The sequence below is a fragment of the Yoonia sp. F2084L genome (assembly GCF_023015625.1).
In the GTDB taxonomy this organism is placed as follows: Bacteria; Pseudomonadota; Alphaproteobacteria; order Rhodobacterales; family Rhodobacteraceae; genus Yoonia.
Genome location: NZ_JALKAH010000005.1, coordinates 342,418 through 361,635, shown reverse-complemented (window position 1 = coordinate 361,635; position 19,218 = coordinate 342,418). Strand labels below are relative to the sequence as shown.

Below are 19,218 nucleotides of genomic sequence, written 5' to 3'. Positions count from 1 at the left end.
CTCATCAAGCTTTCAGCTTTCTTCGCGAAGAAGCCCGGAAGGGCTGATAAGCGGCGCTTGCACGGCCCCGCAGCGTCAGCTACCCAAAGCTATGCGCATCATTCGTGACACCGTTTATATTGACCCAACCGACCGTGGTGCCGCTGCGGCGATAGGGAATTTCGATGGTGTACATATCGGGCATCAAGCTGTGATTGATCTGGCGCGCAAGGCGGCGAAAGAGGCGAAAGCGCCTTTGGGGATCATGACGTTTGAACCGCACCCGCGTAGCTATTTCTCGCGCGATCCTAACCCCTTCCGTCTGATGAATGCCGAGGCGCGCGCAAATCGTCTGGCGAAACTTGGCGTCGAAAAACTCTACGAAGTGCCCTTTAACGAAGCCCTCGCCAGCCTGAGCCCGCATGACTTTGCACAAACGATCATCGCCGATCAACTGGGCCTGAAACACATCGTGGTCGGCGCTGATTTCTGCTTTGGCAAAGGGCGCTCCGGGACGGTTCAACACCTACAAGCCTTCGGCGCTGAAATGGGCTTTGGCGTCACCATTGCCCCTATCGTTGCCATCGACACTGCCAACGTTTCATCCACCGCGATCCGCCAAGCGCTGAGCGATGGCAAACCGCGCGATGCCGCCGCAATGCTGGGCCATTGGCACAGAATTGAGGGTGAGGTGATCCGCGGCGACCAACGTGGCCGGGATCTGGGGTATCCGACTGCCAATATGTCCATCACTGGTCTGCACCCGCCCAAGTTTGGCGTCTATGCCGTGAAAGTAGACGTGTTGGATGGCCCCCACAAAGGCACCTACGACGGTGCCGCCTCCATCGGTGTCCGACCGATGTTTGGCGAAAACGTCCCCAATTGCGAAACCTTCATCTTTGACTTCAAAGGCGATCTTTACGGGGCCACTTTGTCGGTTGCCCTCGTTGATTTCCTGCGACCTGAACTGAAGTTTGACGGTCTCGATGCGCTCATTACCCAGATGGACGCCGATTGCGTCACAGCCAGAGGGATCCTTGCTGATGTCAGCTGAAATCCCGCGCGATGGTCTGACGCCTCGGTTTTGGGAAACCAAACCGATGGCCAGGCTGAACCAGCAGGAATGGGAAGCGCTGTGTGATGGTTGCGGCAAATGCTGTCTGAATAAGCTTGAAGATGACGACGGCACCGTGGCCATGACCCGGATTGCCTGCCGCCTGCTTGATGATGAGAGCTGCCTTTGCGGCAACTACCCCAACCGGCACAAGTATGTGCCCGAATGCATTGTGTTGACCCCCAAAACTATCGTCGAAAACCTGTATTGGCTGCCACTGACCTGCGGCTATCGCTTGGTGCATGAAGGCCGCCCGCTTTATGATTGGCACCCCTTGATCTCTGGTGATCCTGCGTCGGTGCACAAGGCCGGTGTGTCTGTCAAAGGCATGACCATCCCTGAGATGAACGTCGATGAAGACGACTGGGATGACTATATCATCGAGGAGCCGCTTTAGATGTATTTCGCCTCAGACAACGCCGGTCCCGCGCATCCACGCGTGATGGAAGCACTGATCGCTGCCAACGCAGGCTATGCCATGGGCTATGGCGCGGACCCGATTATGGACGAAGTGCGCGCACAGGTGCGTGATATCTTTGAGGCACCGGAGGCCGCCGTTTACCTGATTATCAATGGCACTGCGGCGAACTCTGTTCTGTTGGCCTCAATGACGCAGCCTTGGGAAACCGTCTTTTGCAGCGACTGCGCGCATATCCACGAAGACGAATGCAATGCACCGGAGTTCTTTACCGGGGCGAAGTTGACCCTGGTGCCGACAACCGACGGCAAGATGACGCCCGGCGGATTGCGCCAGAAAATCCTTGGAGAACAAAATCGTGGTGTGCATGGCCCACAGCGCGGCCCCCTTTCGATCACGCAAGTGACTGAAAAGGGGACGATCTATTCCCTTGATGAAATCCGCGCGCTGACCACCACCGCACAAGAGTTTGGCATGCAAACCCATCTGGATGGCGCGCGCTTTGCCAATGCGCTGACGGCCCTTGATTGCACGCCTGCGGAAATGACGTGGAGGGCGGGGGTTGATACGGTCAGCTTTGGTGGTACCAAGAATGGTCTGCTCGGCGTCGAGGCTTGTGTGATCTTTGACCCGGATATTGCCTGGGAATTCGAACTGCGGCGCAAGCGTGGCGGACACTTGCTGTCCAAGCATCGTTACCTATCTGCGCAGATGCAAGCCTATCTGGCGGACGGCCTATGGCTTGATATGGCGCGCGCGGCCAATGCGCGTTGTGTCCAACTGGCCGAGGGGCTGCGCAAGCACAACACCGCCAAAATGCTGTTTGAGCCACAGGCCAATATGATCTTTTTCGAGATGCCGCGCCGCGAACACAAGCGGATGCTTGATGCGGGCGCAGTTTACTATGTGATGAATGGTGATCACGAGGTTGGCGACCCGGATGAGCCACTGATCGGGCGGCTTGTCTGCGATTGGTCAATGACCAAGGATGGCGTCAGCCAGTTTCTTGATCTGCTGCACGGATAATCGCCGCGACCTCTTCGACATGCGTGATTGGCACCATATGGGCTGCGCCTGCGATCACATGATCGGTTGCGTTGGGGATCCGCGCGGCCAAAGCGTCGTGAATGGCTTTCATCACTGGCTGCGTGTCCGCACCTCGGATCAAAGTTACGGGGATACCTAGCGCATCAAGGCGCGCGGCAGATGTGATCCCAGCGGCGTCCTCTTCGATGGCACCTCCGCCTGCGACAATCAAATGGATGCGCTGGGTTAGCCTTGCTTGCATGCGTGCAGGGATGTCCGCCCAAGGTGTAGCCCCCCAAAGCGCGTTGAAAATTTCGGCAGCGCGCGTCTCATCCCCTGTCAACATCGCACCCACAAAAGGACGAAAGACCTTTGCGTGCATGGCATGTTCGGCTGTGCCTTTGGCGGCGGCGAAATAGACCGGTTCAATCAGCGTCAGGCGGTTGACCAGATCAGGACGTTCGACAGCCAACCGCAGGGCCGCTGTCCCCCCAAAAGAGTGTCCGATCAGATGGGTTGGACCATCACAACAGGCAGCGGCGGCATCTACCACAAGCGTCTGATAGTCGTGTTTGCCGTCCCAATCATCACTACGTCCATGCCCGGGCATATCGAACAATTTGACCTGGCCGCCTACGGCTTCGGCCAAGGGCAGCAGGGCGTCATGGCGTGACAAGGCACAGTGGATCATCACAGCGGGCGTACCGCTTCCCACCGTGACAGCATGCACGCGATGACCAGAAATCTCAGGCACTAGAGCTTGCCAGAGAGATACGCGTCCAGATCGTCAATGCGGTCTTCACCCCAGAAACGTTCATTCGTGTCAGTGATAAAGAAGGGCGCACCAAAGGCACCCGCACTGACCGCATCTTCCAGGTTTTTGGCAAATGTATCGGCGGCGGTCAGCATATCCTTGTCGGCCAATGCCGGATCAAACCCGCATTTTTCCAGACAATCGCGCACCACGTCATCCTGACTGATATCACGCTCTTCTGCCCAGCAGGCCGCACCAAAAGCTGTCACCAGTTCCGCGACATCGTGCCCCGCGTTCTGCGCCGCGATGATCGCATAGGCTGAAGGCGCGCCATTCGTCGGCCAGAACATCGGTTTGGGGTTCAGCGGCTTGCCCAACAACTTGGCCCGGCGCGCCATGTCCTGCAGGCGGTATTCTTGCCGGTTGGGGTGGCGGTCCTTGGGTGGCACACCGCCGGTCCGGCCAAACAGCGCCATGATATCCAGCGGCTTATAGGTGATCGTTGCCCCATGTTTGTTCGCAATTTCTGCCGGGCGTGTCCCGCTGAGATAGGTAAACGGCGACAGAGTGGCAAAGTAATAGTCGATATGGGGCATTTTGCGGCTCCTTTGGCTGCTGAATTCTTTGCGAGACGGTAAGCTTGTGCTACCCGGTGTCAACGCCACGAATCTGTTACATCTGCGTAACGGCCCCTTGCTGCCAAAGGACCCCTTCCCATGCCCACAATGATCGAGCCCAAGCTGATTGCAGGTAACGCTAATCCGCCACTGGCCAAAGCGATTGCCCGCCGCATGTCGATGCATCGCGGTATGGAAGTCGGGCTATGCGATACCCGCGTTGAGCGGTTTAACGACGGTGAGATTTTCGTCGAAGTGTACGAAAACGTACGCGGCGAGGATATGTTCATCGTCCAGCCCACATCAAACCCCGCCAACGACAATCTGATGGAACTGCTGATCATCGCGGATGCTCTGCGTCGGTCCTCCGCCGCCCGAATTACGGCCGTCATCCCATACTTCGGCTATGCCCGCCAAGATCGCCGCTCCAAGGCGCGCACCCCGATCACGGCCAAGCTGGTATCGAATATGATCGTAGAAGCCGGCATCGAACGCGTTTTGACCCTGGATTTGCACGCTACGCAGATTCAGGGTTTTTTCGATATTCCAGTGGACAACCTTTATGCTTCACCGATCTATGCACTGGATGCGATGCATAACTTCCGTGGCAAGATGGATGAGGTGATGGTTGTTTCCCCAGACGTTGGCGGTGTGGCCCGTGCCCGTGATCTGGCACAGCGCATTGGCGCGCCTTTGTCCATCGTTGACAAGCGTCGTGGGAAACCCGGTGAAGTGGCCGAGATGACCGTCATTGGTGACGTCAAAGACAAAGTCTGCGTGATTGTGGACGATATCGTGGATACCGCTGGCACGCTGTGCAAGGCGGCCGAAGTGCTGATGGAAAATGGCGCGAAAGAGGTCCACTCTTACATCACGCATGGCGTGTTATCCGGCCCGGCGGTCGAGCGTGTTTCAAAGTCTGTGATGAAAAACCTCGTGATCACTGACACCATTCAGGCGACTGAGGCGGTGAAGGCCTGCAAGAACATTCGCATCGTGCCAACCGCACCGATGTTTGCGCAAGCAATCCTGAACACATGGAACGGCACATCTGTTTCATCATTGTTCGATCACAAGACGCTGGGGCCGATCTATGAGGGGCTTTATGCCGCCGAATAAGCGGGCGCTAGTAAAGCTCCCACCCATCATCGTGTGACAGTTCACCAAACGAGGTCCAGGCGACACGCACGCGTGCGACTTGTGTGTCGGCCCATGTCCGAAAGACGATGTCGAATCCTGTTTCGGTGATCTTTTCAGCCTGCACATCCGCCCGGATATTGGTGTTGTTCGAGATGTCCCACATCGAGATCGAGACCTGAACATGCGGCGGCTTGGTGTAGCTTTGTGCAAAGACAACGGCGGCGCGAGACTGACGCGGGCCTTCACCGCGCCACATCTGACCATCGTCTTCAAAATCGGAAAATAGAACCACGTCACCGTGATCAATACCGATTGTACCGTTCTCAAACTTACGCATTAACAAACTCATCTTTTCTTAAACCATAATAACACTTGGTTAAGGACTCACTGATAACTCATCCTTAACTTTTTTAAAATGTTAGGTGTGCTTTATGGTTATACGGTCTTGCTCGAAGCTATTGGGATATGGTGCAGTACTGTTGATGTTGGCATCATGTGGAACCACCACCACCGGGGTGGACGCACTGCCACCCGATGATGGCGGAGGCGACACGGGCGGAGGCGATAGCGGTGGTGGTGACATGGGTGGTGGAGATACGGGCGGCGGCGATCCTCCTGCGCCGACGAGCCCCTTCAATCTGGTGACTGCCGAGGAAAGCGCGTACTTCCAAGGCGCGTTTCAGGACGATTTTGCATTTGTCAGAGACACCGCGCGGGTCGGCGGGACAGCTACTTTGGCAGACCTGCCCGGCTCTGGCGTTGTCAGTTACGATGGCTTTATGGCGATCAGTTTCTTCAGCAGCTTGGCCGCAAACATTCGGGGCGAGGCGACGCTGACCGTTGATATGGCAACCGGGGCGACCGGTGGCGGCGCGACGGGCTTTATGGGTGCCGTCTTTGACGAAACAACTATGACAAGCCCTATTGTCCATTACGAAGGCGACATTACGTTTTCCGGTGGCAGCCTGACCGCAGGGTCGAATGGTGCTGCCGCTTTGGATATCCAGATTGACGGGGCCTTTAACAACGGTGTGCAAGACCTGAGCATCACAGGCCATATCGATGGTTATGTTTATGGGCCGGGGGGCGAGGGTGTTTTTGCCTCAGGCAGCAATTTTATCGCACCCAAGGACATCACGACTGTTGTGGACGGCACCGAGGTCAACGGCGTTGCCACACTTTGGGCCTTGAAACAGTAGCCCACAAAAACAAAAGGCCCCGCTATCGCGAGGCCTTTGTTTGCGATCATCACGCGCTTAGGTCTTGGCGGTCAAACCGATGTGCCCACCGATCGCTACCATGTCTGACAACAGCTTGGCTGCGTCATCAACGGGGCCCGGTTCGTTCTTGAACGTCTCTTGTGCACGCCCGTAAGCCGCTTTCGCATCTTCAACCATCTGGTCGTAGATATCCTGCGTCACTTCTGCCTGCGGCAAAGCTTGCTCGGCCAGAACCGAAACGCCTGTCGCTGTGATCTCGGCGAAACCGCCGGAGACCACATATGCGTCAGACCCGCCGCTGTGCACCACGGTCAAAACGCCGGGGCGCAGCGTTGTGATTGTAGGCGCATGGTCAGCCATAGCTGTCATATCACCATCTGCGCCGGGGATTTGCACCTCAGTCGCCTGTACCTGTGCCAGGCGGCGTTCAGGCGAGACCAGATCGAATTGTAGGTTTGCCATGATGGCTTCTCCTTAAGCTGCGTCTGCAGCCATTTTCTCGGCTTTGGCTTTTACGTCTGCGATGCCGCCAACCATGTAGAAAGCGCCCTCTGGCAGGTGATCGTATTCACCAGCAACAACCGCTTTGAACGACGCAATTGTTTCTTCCAAAGGCACCTGAACACCGTCAGAGCCTGTAAAGACTTTGGCCACGTCAAACGGTTGGGACAAGAAACGCTCAAGCTTGCGTGCGCGTGTCACGGCCAGTTTGTCGTCTTCTGACAATTCGTCCATGCCCAAAATCGCGATAATATCCTGCAAAGATTTGTAACGCTGCAGAACCTGCTGCACGTCTGTCGCCACTTTGTAGTGCTCTTCACCGATGATCTGTGGGTCAAGCAAACGCGATGTGGAACCAAGCGGGTCCACAGCAGGGTAGATGCCTTTTTCAGAAATCGCACGATCCAGAACGGTTGTCGCATCAAGGTGCGCAAAGGATGTCGCTGGTGCAGGGTCGGTCAAGTCATCGGCAGGAACATATACGGCCTGAACGGATGTGATGGACCCAGATTTCGTTGACGCAATACGTTCCTGCATCGCACCCATGTCGGTGGCCAGTGTTGGCTGGTAACCCACCGCAGAAGGAATACGACCCAAAAGCGCAGACACCTCGGAACCGGCTTGTGTAAAGCGGAAGATGTTATCAACGAAGAACAACACGTCGGAACCTGTGTCATCGCGGAACTGCTCGGCCAAGGACAGACCTGTCAGCGCGATCCGCATACGGGCACCTGGAGGCTCGTTCATCTGGCCATAGACCAGCGCAATTTTGGATTCTTCAAGGTTATCAGGAACGATAACGCCAGATTCGATCATCTCGTGGTAAAGGTCGTTACCTTCGCGTGTACGCTCGCCCACGCCCGCAAACACGGACACACCAGAGTGCACTTTCGCGATGTTGTTGATCAATTCCATAATCAGAACTGTCTTACCAACACCGGCACCACCGAAGAGGCCGATTTTACCACCCTTTGTGTATGGCGCCAGAAGGTCGATGACCTTGATGCCTGTCACAAGGATTTCTGTCTCGGTTGACTGGTCAGCAAATGCCGGCGCTTCACCGTGGATCGAACGACGCTCAGTTGCTTTCACAGGGCCCTGTTCGTCAACCGGGTCGCCGGTCACGTTCATGATGCGGCCCAATGTGCCAGTACCAACAGGCACAGAAATCGGCTCGCCAGTGTTGGTCACTTCCTGACCACGTACCAGACCCTCGGTTGCGTCCATCGCAATCGCGCGGACTGTGTTTTCGCCAAGGTGCTGGGCCACTTCAAGGACCAGTTTCTTGCCACCGTTATCCGTTGTCAGCGCGTTCAGGATCTCTGGAAGATCATCACCAAACTGAACGTCTACAACGGCGCCAATCACCTGCGTGATTTTGCCTTTTGCATTAGCCATGTTTCGTCTCCGGTTCTGTCAGTTCTAGAGCGCTTCCGCGCCCGAAATAATTTCAATCAGCTCGTTGGTAATGACGGCCTGTCGCGAGCGGTTGTATTGGATGGTCAGCTTGTCGATCATTTCGCCGGCGTTGCGTGTCGCGTTGTCCATTGCGGACATCCGCGCGCCTTGCTCGGACGCTGCGTTTTCAAGCAGGGCTGAGAAGATTGCGGTGGCCACGCCACGTGGCAGCAAATCCGCAAGGATTTCTTCTTCGCTTGGCTCGTAATCGTACAAAGTTGCTTCTGCATCCTCAGTGGTTTCAAATTTGGCCGGGATGATCTGCTGAGCAGTCGGATGCTGTGTCACAACATTCTCAAACCGCGCGAAAAAGATCGTCGCGACGTCAAATTCCTCACCGTCAAAGCGCGCAAGCACATCCTTGGCGATCCCTTGTGCATCTGCGTAACCCAGACGCTTTACCGCCGATAGGTCAACATGGCCGACAAAGTGGTCACCCAGATCGCGTTTGATCGCATCGCGGCCTTTTTTGCCAACGGTCAAAACCTTGACGGTCTTGCCTTCAGCCAACAGCTTGGCGGCATGCGCTTTCGCAAGCTTTGCGATGTTGCCGTTAAAGCCACCACACAAACCACGCTCTGCGGTCATCACGATCAGCAGTTGCACCTGATCGCTGCCCGTGCCGGACAGCAGTTTTGGTGCCGCTTCTGAGCCTGCTGAACCCGCCGCGAGACCCGCCATCACAGCGTTGAAACGCTCTGTGTAGGGACGCGAAGATTCAGCTGCGTCCTGGGCGCGGCGCAGTTTTGCAGCCGCGACCATCTGCATGGCCTTCGTGATCTTGCGGGTCGATTTGACCGACGCGATCCGGTTTTTCAGGTCCTTAAGATTAGGCACGTGTTCGTCTCCTTACCTTAAGAATTAAGCGAAATCAGCAGCGTAAGCGTCCAAAGCGGCTTTAATCTTGGCCTCTGCATCACCTTTGATCTTTGGATCTTCCTTGGTGATCATGTCCAACACGTCAGACGCGTTCGTGCGCAAATGCTTCAACAAACCAGCCTCAAACCGTGCCACATCAGTAACGGCCAGTTTATCGAGATAGCCCTTTGTACCTGCATAGATCACGCAGACGATTTCAGCATTGGTCAGTGGCGAGTACTGCGGCTGCTTCATCAATTCTGTAAGGCGGGCACCACGGTTCAGCAGCTGCTGTGTGGCGGCATCAAGGTCAGAACCAAACTGCGCAAAAGCAGCCATTTCGCGATACTGCGCAAGCTCAAGCTTAACAGGACCAGCAACAGATTTCATTGAGTTCGTCTGAGCAGATGACCCAACACGCGAAACAGACAGACCTGTGTTCACCGCAGGGCGGATACCTTGGTAAAACAATTCTGTTTCCAGGAAGATCTGACCATCCGTGATCGAAATCACGTTTGTTGGAATAAACGCAGACACGTCACCACCTTGGGTTTCAATGATCGGCAGCGCGGTCAATGACCCGGATCCGTTATCTTCATTCAGCTTTGATGAACGTTCAAGCAGGCGGGAGTGAAGATAGAAAACGTCACCAGGGTAAGCTTCACGCCCTGGTGGGCGACGCAGAAGCAAGGACATCTGGCGGTAAGATACGGCTTGCTTGGACAGATCATCATAGATGATCAGTGCGTGGCGGCCATTGTCGCGGAAGTGCTCGGCCATTGTTGTGGCAGCATAGGGTGCAAGGAACTGCATCGGTGCTGGGTCAGAGGCTGTCGCCGCAACAACGATGGAATACTCAATAGCACCCGACTCTTCGAGCTTCTTCACCAACTGCGCAACAGTTGAACGCTTTTGACCGATCGCCACGTAAACACAGTACAGCTTGTCATACTCTGTTTCGGCTTTGTCGTTGTAAGACTTCTGGTTCAGGATCGTATCAAGCGCCACAGCAGTTTTACCTGTCTGACGGTCACCAATGATCAGCTCGCGCTGGCCACGGCCAATTGGGATCATCGCATCAACGGATTTCAGACCAGTCGCCATCGGCTCGTGTACCGATTTACGTGGAATAATGCCCGGTGCTTTGGAATCGGCAATCGCGCGGTTCTTTGTTTTGATCGGGCCTTTGCCGTCCAGCGGGTTACCCAGACCATCAACAACGCGACCAAGCAGTTCGTCACCAACAGGCACGTCCACGATGGATTTTGTGCGCTTGACGGTGTCGCCTTCTTTGATGTCGCGGTCGGAACCGAAGATAACAACACCAACGTTGTCGCTTTCAAGGTTCAGGGCCATTCCGCGGATACCACCGGGGAATTCAACCATCTCACCGGCTTGGACGTTATCAAGACCGTAAACACGGGCAATACCATCGCCTACGCTCAATACGCGGCCAACTTCGGCCACTTCGGCTTCTTGACCGAAGTTTTTGATCTGGTCCTTCAGGATCGCAGAAATTTCAGACGCTTGGATCGCCATTTATCCGACCTCTTTCATTGTGTTCTGGAGTGCGTTGAGCTTGGAGGCGATCGACGTGTCGATCATCTTGGAGCCCACTTTGACAATAAGACCGCCGATGATGCTTTCATCGACGGTTTCTTTGATGGTGACAGATTTGCCCACTTGGGCCTTGAGTGTTTTCGCCAGCTTGTCCGCCTGCGCCTTGGTCAGCGCCTTGGCGGTTGTGACTTCGGCGGTCACTTCGCCACGCTCTTCGGACAACATGTCCTGAAGCACAGCGATAAGCTGTGGCAACACAAACAAACGGCGCTTGCTTGCGAGCAGCGCCAGCACATTGCTTGTGGTGTCAGAGAGTTTCATTTTCTTGGCGACAGCCGCGACTGCGCCAGACTGTTCTTCGCGGCTATAAAGCGGTGAAGTCAGCAAAGTACGCAGATCGGCGCTTTCGCCCATTGCGGCCTCTAGGGCGGCAACATCTGATTCGAGCGCTTTGATCGCCTTGCCTTCTTTGGCGAGGTCGAACACAGCCGTTGCATAGCGCGTGGCGATGCCTGTCGAAATACCAGCAGTTTCGGACACGTGGAGCCTTCCGATATCTTGGGCCCGGTCCCACAGGTCCCGGGAGTGACCGGACAGCAGGAGGGCAACTTCTTTGGCCCCCACGAATGCGAGAGCGGCAAAATCTTGCGCGATGTAGCAGAGCCCTTGGGGTGTCGCAAGCACCCTGAGACAAGAATCCACTACGTTTCCTTGCATATGGCACGATGGTTTGGAACGAACAGTGATTTCGCACGAAAAGACCACCTGTTTTCGTATTTTCGCCGTCAAACACAAAAGAGCGCGCAACCTTACCAAGGTTGCGCGCTCTTTCTTGATACCCTGCGGCCATACCGCCGAGAATCGTTAGTCTGGATTTAGTGCAACCAGCGTCGCCCAGGCCCCGCCGGTAAAGACTTGCAGCGCAGCAGCATCCTTCACCCAGGCCATCCATCCTTCACGCAGGGCGACAAAAAGCCACCCCCCACCGCGCCATGTTGCGATCTGACCACCCTGCCCGGACCAATCGCCCGACGGTGATGTGCCCAGCGCCCAAGCCTGTCCTTCCATAGGCGCGCCGGGCGGCACGTTTGCCGCGATGCTTTCAAGCGTAAGCTGGACAATCATATCCAGCAGCTCAATTGCCTCATTATGGGTGACATGTTTTTGCGCCTGTGCCGGCATGATAAATGGCAAAGACAGGTTCGGGGTTTGATCTGGCATGGTGTTACGCGCCTTCCGCTAGGGGTGAACTCGCGCGCAGTATCCCGGGACCAGTGTCAATAAAATCTTACACCACCGTCTGTAAGTTAAGACAACCTTAAGATGTTGCGACCCATGAATAGTTAACGGAAGCTTTATGAGTCGCCTTAAAACCAATGACCAAACGTGCGCTAATCACCGGTGTGACCGGACAAGACGGATCCTACCTTGCAGAACTCTTGCTCGACAAAGGGTATGAGGTACACGGCATCAAACGCCGGTCATCCTCGCTCAATACTGAACGTGTCGATCACATTTATCAGGACCCTCAGACCGACAATGCAAGGTTTATCCTGCACTACGGTGATCTGTCCGATGCGTCGAACCTGACACGCATTATCGCGCAGGTGCAGCCCGATGAGGTCTATAACCTTGGCGCACAAAGCCATGTTGCTGTCAGTTTCGATGCGCCTGAATATACCGCTGATGTCGATGCGCTGGGGACCTTGCGGCTGTTGGAAGCCATCCGGTTTCTCAAGCTAGAGACCAAGACGCGTTTCTATCAGGCCTCTACTTCGGAACTCTACGGTCAGGTTCGCCAGACCCCGCAAACCGAAACCACGCCCTTCCACCCGCGCAGCCCTTATGCCGTGGCCAAGCTTTATGCCTATTGGACCTGCGTAAACTACCGCGAAGCCTATGGCATGTATGCCTGCAACGGCATCCTGTTTAACCACGAAAGCCCCCGCCGGGGTGAGACGTTTGTGACCCGCAAGATCACCCGTGGATTGTCGAACATTGCCTTGGGGCTGCAAGATTGCCTCTACTTAGGCAATACTGCTGCCTTGCGCGATTGGGGACACGCCAAGGACTATGTCCAGATGCAGTGGCTGATGCTGCAACAGGACCGGCCCGAGGATTACGTGATCGCGACAGGCGTCCAGCATTCGGTCCGCGATTTCGTCAATTGGACAGCGGCCGAATTGGGCATGACCTTGGAATTCTCAGGCAACGGCGTGCAAGAGATTGCAACTGTCGCCGCTGTAAACAGCAACCGCGCGCCAAATGTGCGTTGTGGTGATGTCGTGATGCGCGTTGACCCACGCTATTTCCGCCCTGCGGAGGTTGAAACGCTACTGGGTGACCCATCCAAAGCAAAGAAAGACCTCGGGTGGACCCCGACGATCACCCCGCAGGCGATGTGTGCGGAAATGGTCGCCGAAGACCTTAAGATCGCCCAGCGCCATGCCCTGCTCAAAGAACACGGCATGGAAATGCCAATCGCGGTCGAGGCGTAGAAGATGCGGATTTATCTGGCAGGACACACAGGCATGGTCGGCGGCGCAATCCTGCGCAGCCTGATCGCAGAGGGGCGGCATGATGTGATCACCGCACCGCGCAGCGCGTTGGATCTGACAGATCAGCGGGCAGTTCGGGGCTTCATGCGGGCCAAAGCACCCGAAATGGTAATCATCGCTGCCGCAAAAGTCGGTGGGATCATCGCCAATAATGCGCAACCCGCCAACTTCATCCATGACAACCTGATGATCGCGAGCAATCTGATACATCAGGCCCACGCAGTGGGCGTGCGGCGTCTAATCCAACTTGGATCATCCTGCATTTATCCCCGCAACGCACCCCAACCAATCCCGGAAAGCGCCCTGCTAACCGGGCCGCTGGAACCCACAAACGAGCCTTATGCCATCGCCAAGATTGCCGCGATCAAACTTTGCGAAAGCTACAACAGACAACACGGGCGGGACTATCGGTCGCTCATGCCAACGAACCTTTACGGACCAGGCGACAACTTTCACCCCGAACACGCCCATGTGCTACCCAGCTTGCTGCAACGCTACGACGAAGCTGCGCGCACCGGTCAGCGCACCGTCACGCTTTGGGGGACGGGCACACCGCGCCGCGAGTTTTTGCATGTAGATGATCTGGCGGATGCGGTGATGTTTGTCATGGGGCTGGACCCTTCCCGCTATGCGGCTGCGACGACACCAATGCAAAGTCATCTGAACGTCGGGACCGGCAAAGATATTCCGATCAGCGAACTGGCGCAGCTTATCGCGCAGCTTACGGGGTTTCGCGGTCAAACACTCACCGACCCATCCAAACCAGACGGCACCCCACGTAAACTGCTGGACACCGCCGTTATGCAAGGGCTTGGCTGGCAACCGCAGATTTCTCTACGCGACGGGCTGGCGCAAACCTATGACTGGTACTGCGCTGCAAAGGAGGCAGGCGAAACCCTGCGCGCATCATGACAACACCACAAATCACACCTGTCATCCTTTGCGGTGGGTCCGGCACGCGGCTTTGGCCGCTCTCGCGCAAAAGCTACCCCAAGCAGTTTTCGTCTTTCATCGGGGCCGACAGCCTGTTTCAAACCTGCGCCAAACGGCTGGGGACGGACGCCTTCACTGCGCCTGTTATCGTCACCGGCGACCCATTCCGCTTTATTGTTCTACAACAACTTCAGGATGCCGGGATCGAACCCGACACGATCCTGATCGAACCTGTAGGCCGCGATACTGCACCCGCCGTGATCGCCGCTGCTTTGCAAGTGGCCGAAAGTGATCCTGACGCACTGCTGCTGGTCGCCCCCTCTGACCATTTGATCCCGGATGAAGCCGCTTTTCGCGCAAGCATTGACGCGGCTATTCCAGCCGCGCTTGCTGGACAACTGGTGACCTTTGGGATTGCGCCGGATCATGCCGAAACAGGCTATGGTTATCTGGAGCTGGCCGAAGCTTGCCCAACAGATGCCCAGCCTCTCGTACTGAAAAGCTTTGTCGAAAAACCCGGCGTTGCGCGGGCGGAATACATGCTGCGCGCGGGCAACTATCTATGGAACGCCGGGATATTTCTGTTCACGGCAAAGGCGATTATCGCAGCCTACCGCGATCATGCCGCCGATACATACACCCATGCCAAAGCGGCGCTTGATAACGGCGTGACCGATCTGTCGTTCCTGCGCCTTGCACCCAGCCCTTGGGGCGAAACAGACGCGACTTCAATCGACTATGCCATTATGGAAAAGGCCGATAACCTCAGCGTCGTGCCATACAACGGCGCGTGGTCTGACCTGGGCGATTGGGCCGCTGTCTGGCGTGAAACGCAGACAGATGGTGTTGCCATCGCTGGTGATGCCACAGCGATTGATTGCAAAGACGTACTGCTGCGATCCGAGGTCGAGGGGCAAAGCATTGTGGGTATCGGGCTGGAAGATATCGTCGCCATCGCGATGCCCGACGCGGTTTTGATCAGCCACAAAGATCGCGCGCAAGACGTCAAAATCGCGGTGCAGGCGCTGAAAGACAAAGGGGTTGCACAAGCTGAGGTCTTTCCCAAGGATCACCGCCCTTGGGGCTGGTTTGAAAGTCTCGCCCTCGGTGATCGGTTTCAGGTCAAACGCATCGTTGTAAACCCCGGCGCGTCGCTTTCGTTGCAATCGCATCACCATCGGTCTGAACACTGGATCGTCGTGCAGGGCACCGCCAATGTGACGGTCGGCAACAACGTCGATCTGGTGACGGAAAACCAGTCTATCTACATTCCGCTTGGCACCCGACATCGGCTGGAAAACCCCGGCAAACTGCCGATGGTCCTGATTGAGGTACAAACCGGGGCCTATCTGGGTGAAGACGATATTGTCCGCCACGAAGACATCTATATGCGCGCCTGAGTGGGCAGTTGATCCTACCTGCCTGACTGCCTAGAACCTCTGCAACACGATTTGGAGGACGCCATGCGCGTATTGGTCACGGGCGGCGCGGGATACATCGGCAGCCACACATTGCTGGAACTGATGGCGCAGGGGCACGAGGTTTGCGTGCTCGACAACTACAGCAATGCAACGCCCGAGGTTCTGACCCGGGTGCGCGCCCTCTCGAACGGGATCGTCCATGACTATGTGGGCGATGTGCGTGATGCCAACAAACTGGATGAAGTCATGCAGGACTTTCAACCAGAGGCGGTGATCCATTTTGCGGGGCTCAAAGCCGTAGGCGAAAGCACCGAAAAGCCGCTTTACTATTATGACGTGAACGTTGGTGGCACGCTGACCCTATTGCATGCGATGGAACGGGCTGGCTGCAAGCGGCTGATCTTTTCGTCCTCTGCGACAGTCTACGGAGAGCCTGTATATCTGCCGTATGATGAAGCGCACCCGACCAACCCAACATCGGTTTATGGCCGGTCCAAACTGATGGCCGAACACATTCTGACCGATTGGATCGCGGCCCATCCCGACCGCACCGCTGTGTTGCTACGCTATTTCAATCCGGTCGGTGCGCACCCCTCCGCGCAGATCGGTGAAGACCCCAAGGACATCCCAAATAACCTGATGCCCTTTATCGCACAAGTGGCGGTCGGCAAACGCGATGCGCTGCAAATCTTTGGCGATGACTATGACACGCCGGATGGTACTGGCCTGCGGGACTATATTCATGTCGTCGATCTGGCGCGCGCGCATGTTGCAGCAATCAGATATGCCGAGCAGGCAACGGGCGCACGGCATTTCAATATCGGCACCGGGCAAAGCTACAGCGTGCGCGATATGGTCGCCGCGTTTGAGCGTGCCTGCGGTAAAACAATTGCAACCAAACAGGTGGCCCGCCGCGCCGGTGACATTGCCGCGATGCAGGCCGACGCAAGCCGCGCAAATGCAGAGCTTGGATGGAAGGCGACGCATAATCTGGATGACATGACGGCAAGCACATGGGCCTGGCAGTCGGCTAACCCTGACGGATATGGCGAAGGGCAGAAGTAAAAGTGCCTTGCACCTGAAGGCACAAGGCACAATGAAGAAAATCGTTAACCGTCACTACTAGTACTTCCCCGGCAACCGGATTAACGGACAAGTCACCCAAGCTCTGTGCGTTTTGTCACAATGACGAAAAAACGTTGGATAATTTCACCGAACGTCCGGCCTTGTTCGTAAGGTTGATGCTGCGGAAACCTTAAACACCATCTGTTTTTGACGAAATTCTCTACCAAACACGCTCATTTTTTGAAGAAATTCGCGACCAAGCTTCATTCTTGTGCCGCATTTGCGTCATCGCCAGACCAGCCCTGCAAAGCATCCACAAAAGATAATTTGTCGACACACGGTTCCGGGGGGTTCCAGCATGTCTACCTTGTCTTTTGCGGGCTATGTCACCGATCCCGGTGACGTGGGTCATTCGCGCATCACCGATCTTGCGATCGTTGAGGTGGATGGCGCCGCACATCTTTACAGCACCACCCGCTATGACGGTGTCTTGCGCCAATGGACCATCGCCGATGGGTCCTTGGCAATTGGGTCAGACCAAAGCTTTTCCGGCGATGTGATCGCGGGTGGGGTCGGTGGGATCACGCTGGTAACACTTGAAGGGGCGCCGGGCCTTTTGGTCGGCGGCGGCGCCGGTGGCGACCTGCAAACGATCGCGCTTGATCCCATGGGCGGTTTCGGAACGGCCACGCCACTGATGCCGCTGTCTGCTGCCTTTGACGGGTTTCAACATGGCACGGCAGTGACGCTGGCGGACGGCGGGCAGGCCGTCTTTGGCGCGCTTGCCGGGCAATCCGGATTAGCGCAATTGCGTTTTGATGAAAATGGGCTGTTGGCGGATCAGGCCGTTCTGCAAGGTATCCAGCCAGAAACCACCACACGCATCGCGGCCACCGCTGCGATCACGATTGATGGCCAAAGCTTTCTTGTCACCGCCAGCGGGCAACATAATGGTGTCACGACCCACGCCATTGACGCGGCAGGCAATATCATCGCCGCCCAGAGCGTCAGCGCCGATGACGGCCTTTGGATCAGCGCGCCAACAGCGCTTGAGCTCGCAACCATTGGCGACAGCACTTATGCGGTTCTGGCATCCGCCGGGACAGACAGCCTCAGCGTGATTGAGATCGCGCCTGACGGCAGCATGATCGTGCGCGATCACATCCTTGATAGTCGCGACACACGGTTTGGCGGTGTCACATCGCTTGAGATCATCGAGGCGGACGGCAAAACCTATGTCATCGCGGGCGGCGCAGATGACGGTATCTCGGTCTTTGTGCTGCTGGAGGGTGGGTTGCTTGTCCATCGTGCATCCATCGAAGACACAGTTGATTTCAGCCTTGATAACATCAGCGCGCTTGCCGGATGGCAGCGGGCCGGCGGGATCGACATCTTTGCCGCCAGCAGCAGCGAACCGGGTGTCACGCAACTGCGGCTTGAGACCGGACCCGCCGGGATCACACAGACCGCAACATCGCAGGGTGGCGTGCTGAACGGGACAATAGGCGGTGACGTTTTGCAAGGTCATGACGGCGACGACATTATCATTGCCAGCGCTGGCAACGACATTCTGCGCGATGGATTGGGCAGCGACTTTTTGTCAGGCGGTACCGGGGCAGATCTGTTTATTATGTCCGCCGATGGCGAGACCGACACGATCACCGATTTCACTGTCGGCGAGGACAAGATCGACCTGTCGCTTTGGCCCTTGCTGCGCGACATCAGCCAGCTTTTCATCACTATCCAAGACAATGGAATGCGCATCACCTACGGGCAAGAGGTGTTGAATGTGCAAAGCGCAGACGGCAACCCCATAGACTACCGCTTCCTTTCAACAGACGACCTGATCGGCGCATCGCGCCTGCCTGCGGGCATCACGCCCGGCTTTCCCGGCCCGCAAACACCGACACCGCCTTTGGGGGAACCCCCGACAGAGCCGCCAGCCGATCAAGGTGGTCCCAACAGCATGCTGACCCCCATTCAGATGATCAAAGCAGGAAACCTTGACCAACTGCGGGGCGCAATGAACGACCCCGACGGAGGTATCCTTGCGGGGGTGCTCATTGATGGGCAGGATAGCGCTGAAATCCTGATCGGCAGCGACGGTTTTGATCTGATATTTGCAGGCGGCGGTGATGACATCGTGCAAGGGCTTGGTGGCGACGACACAATCCTTGGCCGTGCGGGCGATGATACACTGGTCGGCGGTGATGGGGCCGACACGCTTTTGGGCGGCAGTGGTGCGGACACGCTAACCGGTGGCAACGGGCAGGATATGCTTGACGGTGGCACGGGCGCTGATCAGCTTGATGGCGGTGCCGGTGACGATGTTCTGTTTGGGCGCGGGGGCGCAGATACGTTCATCTTCAACAGCGGCACCGACGTGATTGGCGACTTCGAACAGGGCCTCGACCAGATCACACTTGATCCCAGCCTGTGGACCGGCCTGACGTCAGCCGCGGATGTTCTGCGCGTCTACGGCAGCTTTGAAGGCGACCGCGCGACGATTGACTTTGGCGACGGGAACATCCTGCAAATCGAAGGCATCACCGATCCTGCGACTTTGGCGGATGACATTACCCTGTTCTGATCTAGG

General features: G+C 56.5%; 19 protein-coding genes. 10 read left to right on the top strand and 9 right to left on the bottom strand.

Annotation, left to right across the window (positions count from 1 at the left end):
• Positions 1–91 precede the first annotated feature (91 nt).
• From MWU60_RS15890 to MWU60_RS15880, 3 genes are read left to right on the top strand one after another with little or no spacing between them, the layout of a single operon-like run.
• Positions 92–1,033, top strand: coding sequence for a bifunctional riboflavin kinase/FAD synthetase (locus MWU60_RS15890; RefSeq protein WP_247228360.1), 942 nt, complete (start codon positions 92–94; stop codon positions 1,031–1,033).
• Complete coding sequence (locus tag MWU60_RS15885) at positions 1,023–1,490, top strand: YcgN family cysteine cluster protein (protein WP_247228359.1); 468 nt, start codon at positions 1,023–1,025, stop codon at positions 1,488–1,490. Before MWU60_RS15890 ends, MWU60_RS15885 begins: the two co-directional genes overlap by 11 nt.
• Positions 1,491–2,537 (top strand): beta-eliminating lyase-related protein, encoded by a 1,047-nt coding sequence (locus MWU60_RS15880; RefSeq protein WP_247228358.1) that lies wholly within the window; start codon positions 1,491–1,493, stop codon positions 2,535–2,537.
• On the opposite strand, the gene MWU60_RS15875 is transcribed toward MWU60_RS15880, so the two are convergent.
• Together MWU60_RS15875 and MWU60_RS15870 are read right to left on the bottom strand one after the other, a co-directional pair.
• Entirely contained in the window at positions 2,506–3,291 is a 786-nt protein-coding gene (locus MWU60_RS15875; RefSeq protein WP_247228357.1) for an alpha/beta hydrolase, read from the bottom strand. The two genes, MWU60_RS15880 and MWU60_RS15875, sit on opposite strands and share 32 nt — an antisense overlap.
• Entirely contained in the window at positions 3,291–3,887 is a 597-nt protein-coding gene (locus MWU60_RS15870; protein ID WP_247228356.1) for a 2-hydroxychromene-2-carboxylate isomerase, read from the bottom strand. Before MWU60_RS15870 ends, MWU60_RS15875 begins: the two co-directional genes overlap by 1 nt.
• A gap of 120 nt (positions 3,888–4,007) precedes the next feature.
• Between MWU60_RS15870 and MWU60_RS15865 the strand changes: the two genes are divergently transcribed.
• Positions 4,008–5,027, top strand: a complete 1,020-nt coding sequence (locus MWU60_RS15865) for a ribose-phosphate pyrophosphokinase (RefSeq protein WP_247228355.1) — start codon at positions 4,008–4,010, stop codon at positions 5,025–5,027.
• Between the two features lie 7 nt (positions 5,028–5,034).
• Here the strand turns inward: MWU60_RS15865 and MWU60_RS15860 are convergent, their stop codons facing one another.
• Positions 5,035–5,385, bottom strand: coding sequence for an H-type lectin domain-containing protein (locus MWU60_RS15860; protein WP_247228354.1), 351 nt, complete (start codon positions 5,383–5,385; stop codon positions 5,035–5,037).
• A 178-nt stretch (positions 5,386–5,563) separates the two neighbouring features.
• Between MWU60_RS15860 and MWU60_RS15855 the strand changes: the two genes are divergently transcribed.
• Complete coding sequence (locus tag MWU60_RS15855; RefSeq protein ID WP_247228353.1) at positions 5,564–6,247, top strand: hypothetical protein; 684 nt, start codon at positions 5,564–5,566, stop codon at positions 6,245–6,247.
• Positions 6,248–6,304: 57 nt separating this feature from the next.
• Here the strand turns inward: MWU60_RS15855 and MWU60_RS15850 are convergent, their stop codons facing one another.
• The 6 genes from MWU60_RS15850 to MWU60_RS15825 all read right to left on the bottom strand — a co-directional run bounded on the left by MWU60_RS15850 (position 6,305) and on the right by MWU60_RS15825 (position 11,866).
• On the bottom strand, positions 6,305–6,730 hold the full coding sequence (locus MWU60_RS15850) for a F0F1 ATP synthase subunit epsilon (RefSeq protein WP_247228352.1): 426 nt from the start codon (positions 6,728–6,730) through the stop codon (positions 6,305–6,307).
• A gap of 12 nt (positions 6,731–6,742) precedes the next feature.
• Positions 6,743–8,167 carry a F0F1 ATP synthase subunit beta gene (gene atpD, locus MWU60_RS15845; protein WP_247228351.1) on the bottom strand — a complete coding sequence of 475 codons (1,425 nt, stop codon included), beginning with the start codon at positions 8,165–8,167 and terminating at the stop codon, positions 6,743–6,745.
• A 24-nt stretch (positions 8,168–8,191) separates the two neighbouring features.
• Complete coding sequence (locus MWU60_RS15840; protein WP_247228350.1) at positions 8,192–9,064, bottom strand: F0F1 ATP synthase subunit gamma; 873 nt, start codon at positions 9,062–9,064, stop codon at positions 8,192–8,194.
• Between the two features lie 24 nt (positions 9,065–9,088).
• Positions 9,089–10,624, bottom strand: coding sequence for a F0F1 ATP synthase subunit alpha (gene atpA / locus MWU60_RS15835; protein ID WP_247228349.1), 1,536 nt, complete (start codon positions 10,622–10,624; stop codon positions 9,089–9,091).
• Positions 10,625–11,185 (bottom strand): F0F1 ATP synthase subunit delta, encoded by a 561-nt coding sequence (locus tag MWU60_RS15830; protein ID WP_247228599.1) that lies wholly within the window; start codon positions 11,183–11,185, stop codon positions 10,625–10,627.
• Positions 11,186–11,509: 324 nt separating this feature from the next.
• Positions 11,510–11,866: a DUF2793 domain-containing protein gene (locus tag MWU60_RS15825; RefSeq protein ID WP_247228348.1), complete on the bottom strand. Its 357-nt coding sequence runs from the start codon at positions 11,864–11,866 to the stop codon at positions 11,510–11,512.
• Positions 11,867–12,021: 155 nt separating this feature from the next.
• On the opposite strand from MWU60_RS15825, the gene gmd reads away from it, so the two are divergent.
• The 5 genes from gmd to MWU60_RS15800 all read left to right on the top strand — a co-directional run bounded on the left by gmd (position 12,022) and on the right by MWU60_RS15800 (position 19,212).
• On the top strand, positions 12,022–13,143 hold the full coding sequence (gmd, locus tag MWU60_RS15820) for a GDP-mannose 4,6-dehydratase (RefSeq protein ID WP_247228347.1): 1,122 nt from the start codon (positions 12,022–12,024) through the stop codon (positions 13,141–13,143).
• A 3-nt stretch (positions 13,144–13,146) separates the two neighbouring features.
• A complete protein-coding gene (locus MWU60_RS15815) occupies positions 13,147–14,115 on the top strand; it encodes a GDP-L-fucose synthase (protein ID WP_247228346.1) in 969 nt (322 codons plus the stop codon).
• Complete coding sequence (locus MWU60_RS15810; RefSeq protein ID WP_247228345.1) at positions 14,112–15,536, top strand: mannose-1-phosphate guanylyltransferase/mannose-6-phosphate isomerase; 1,425 nt, start codon at positions 14,112–14,114, stop codon at positions 15,534–15,536. Before MWU60_RS15815 ends, MWU60_RS15810 begins: the two co-directional genes overlap by 4 nt.
• A gap of 63 nt (positions 15,537–15,599) precedes the next feature.
• A complete protein-coding gene (galE, locus tag MWU60_RS15805) occupies positions 15,600–16,622 on the top strand; it encodes a UDP-glucose 4-epimerase GalE (protein ID WP_247228344.1) in 1,023 nt (340 codons plus the stop codon).
• A 358-nt stretch (positions 16,623–16,980) separates the two neighbouring features.
• Positions 16,981–19,212, top strand: a complete 2,232-nt coding sequence (locus MWU60_RS15800) for a calcium-binding protein (RefSeq protein WP_247228343.1) — start codon at positions 16,981–16,983, stop codon at positions 19,210–19,212.
• The last annotated feature ends 6 nt before the right edge of the window (positions 19,213–19,218 follow it).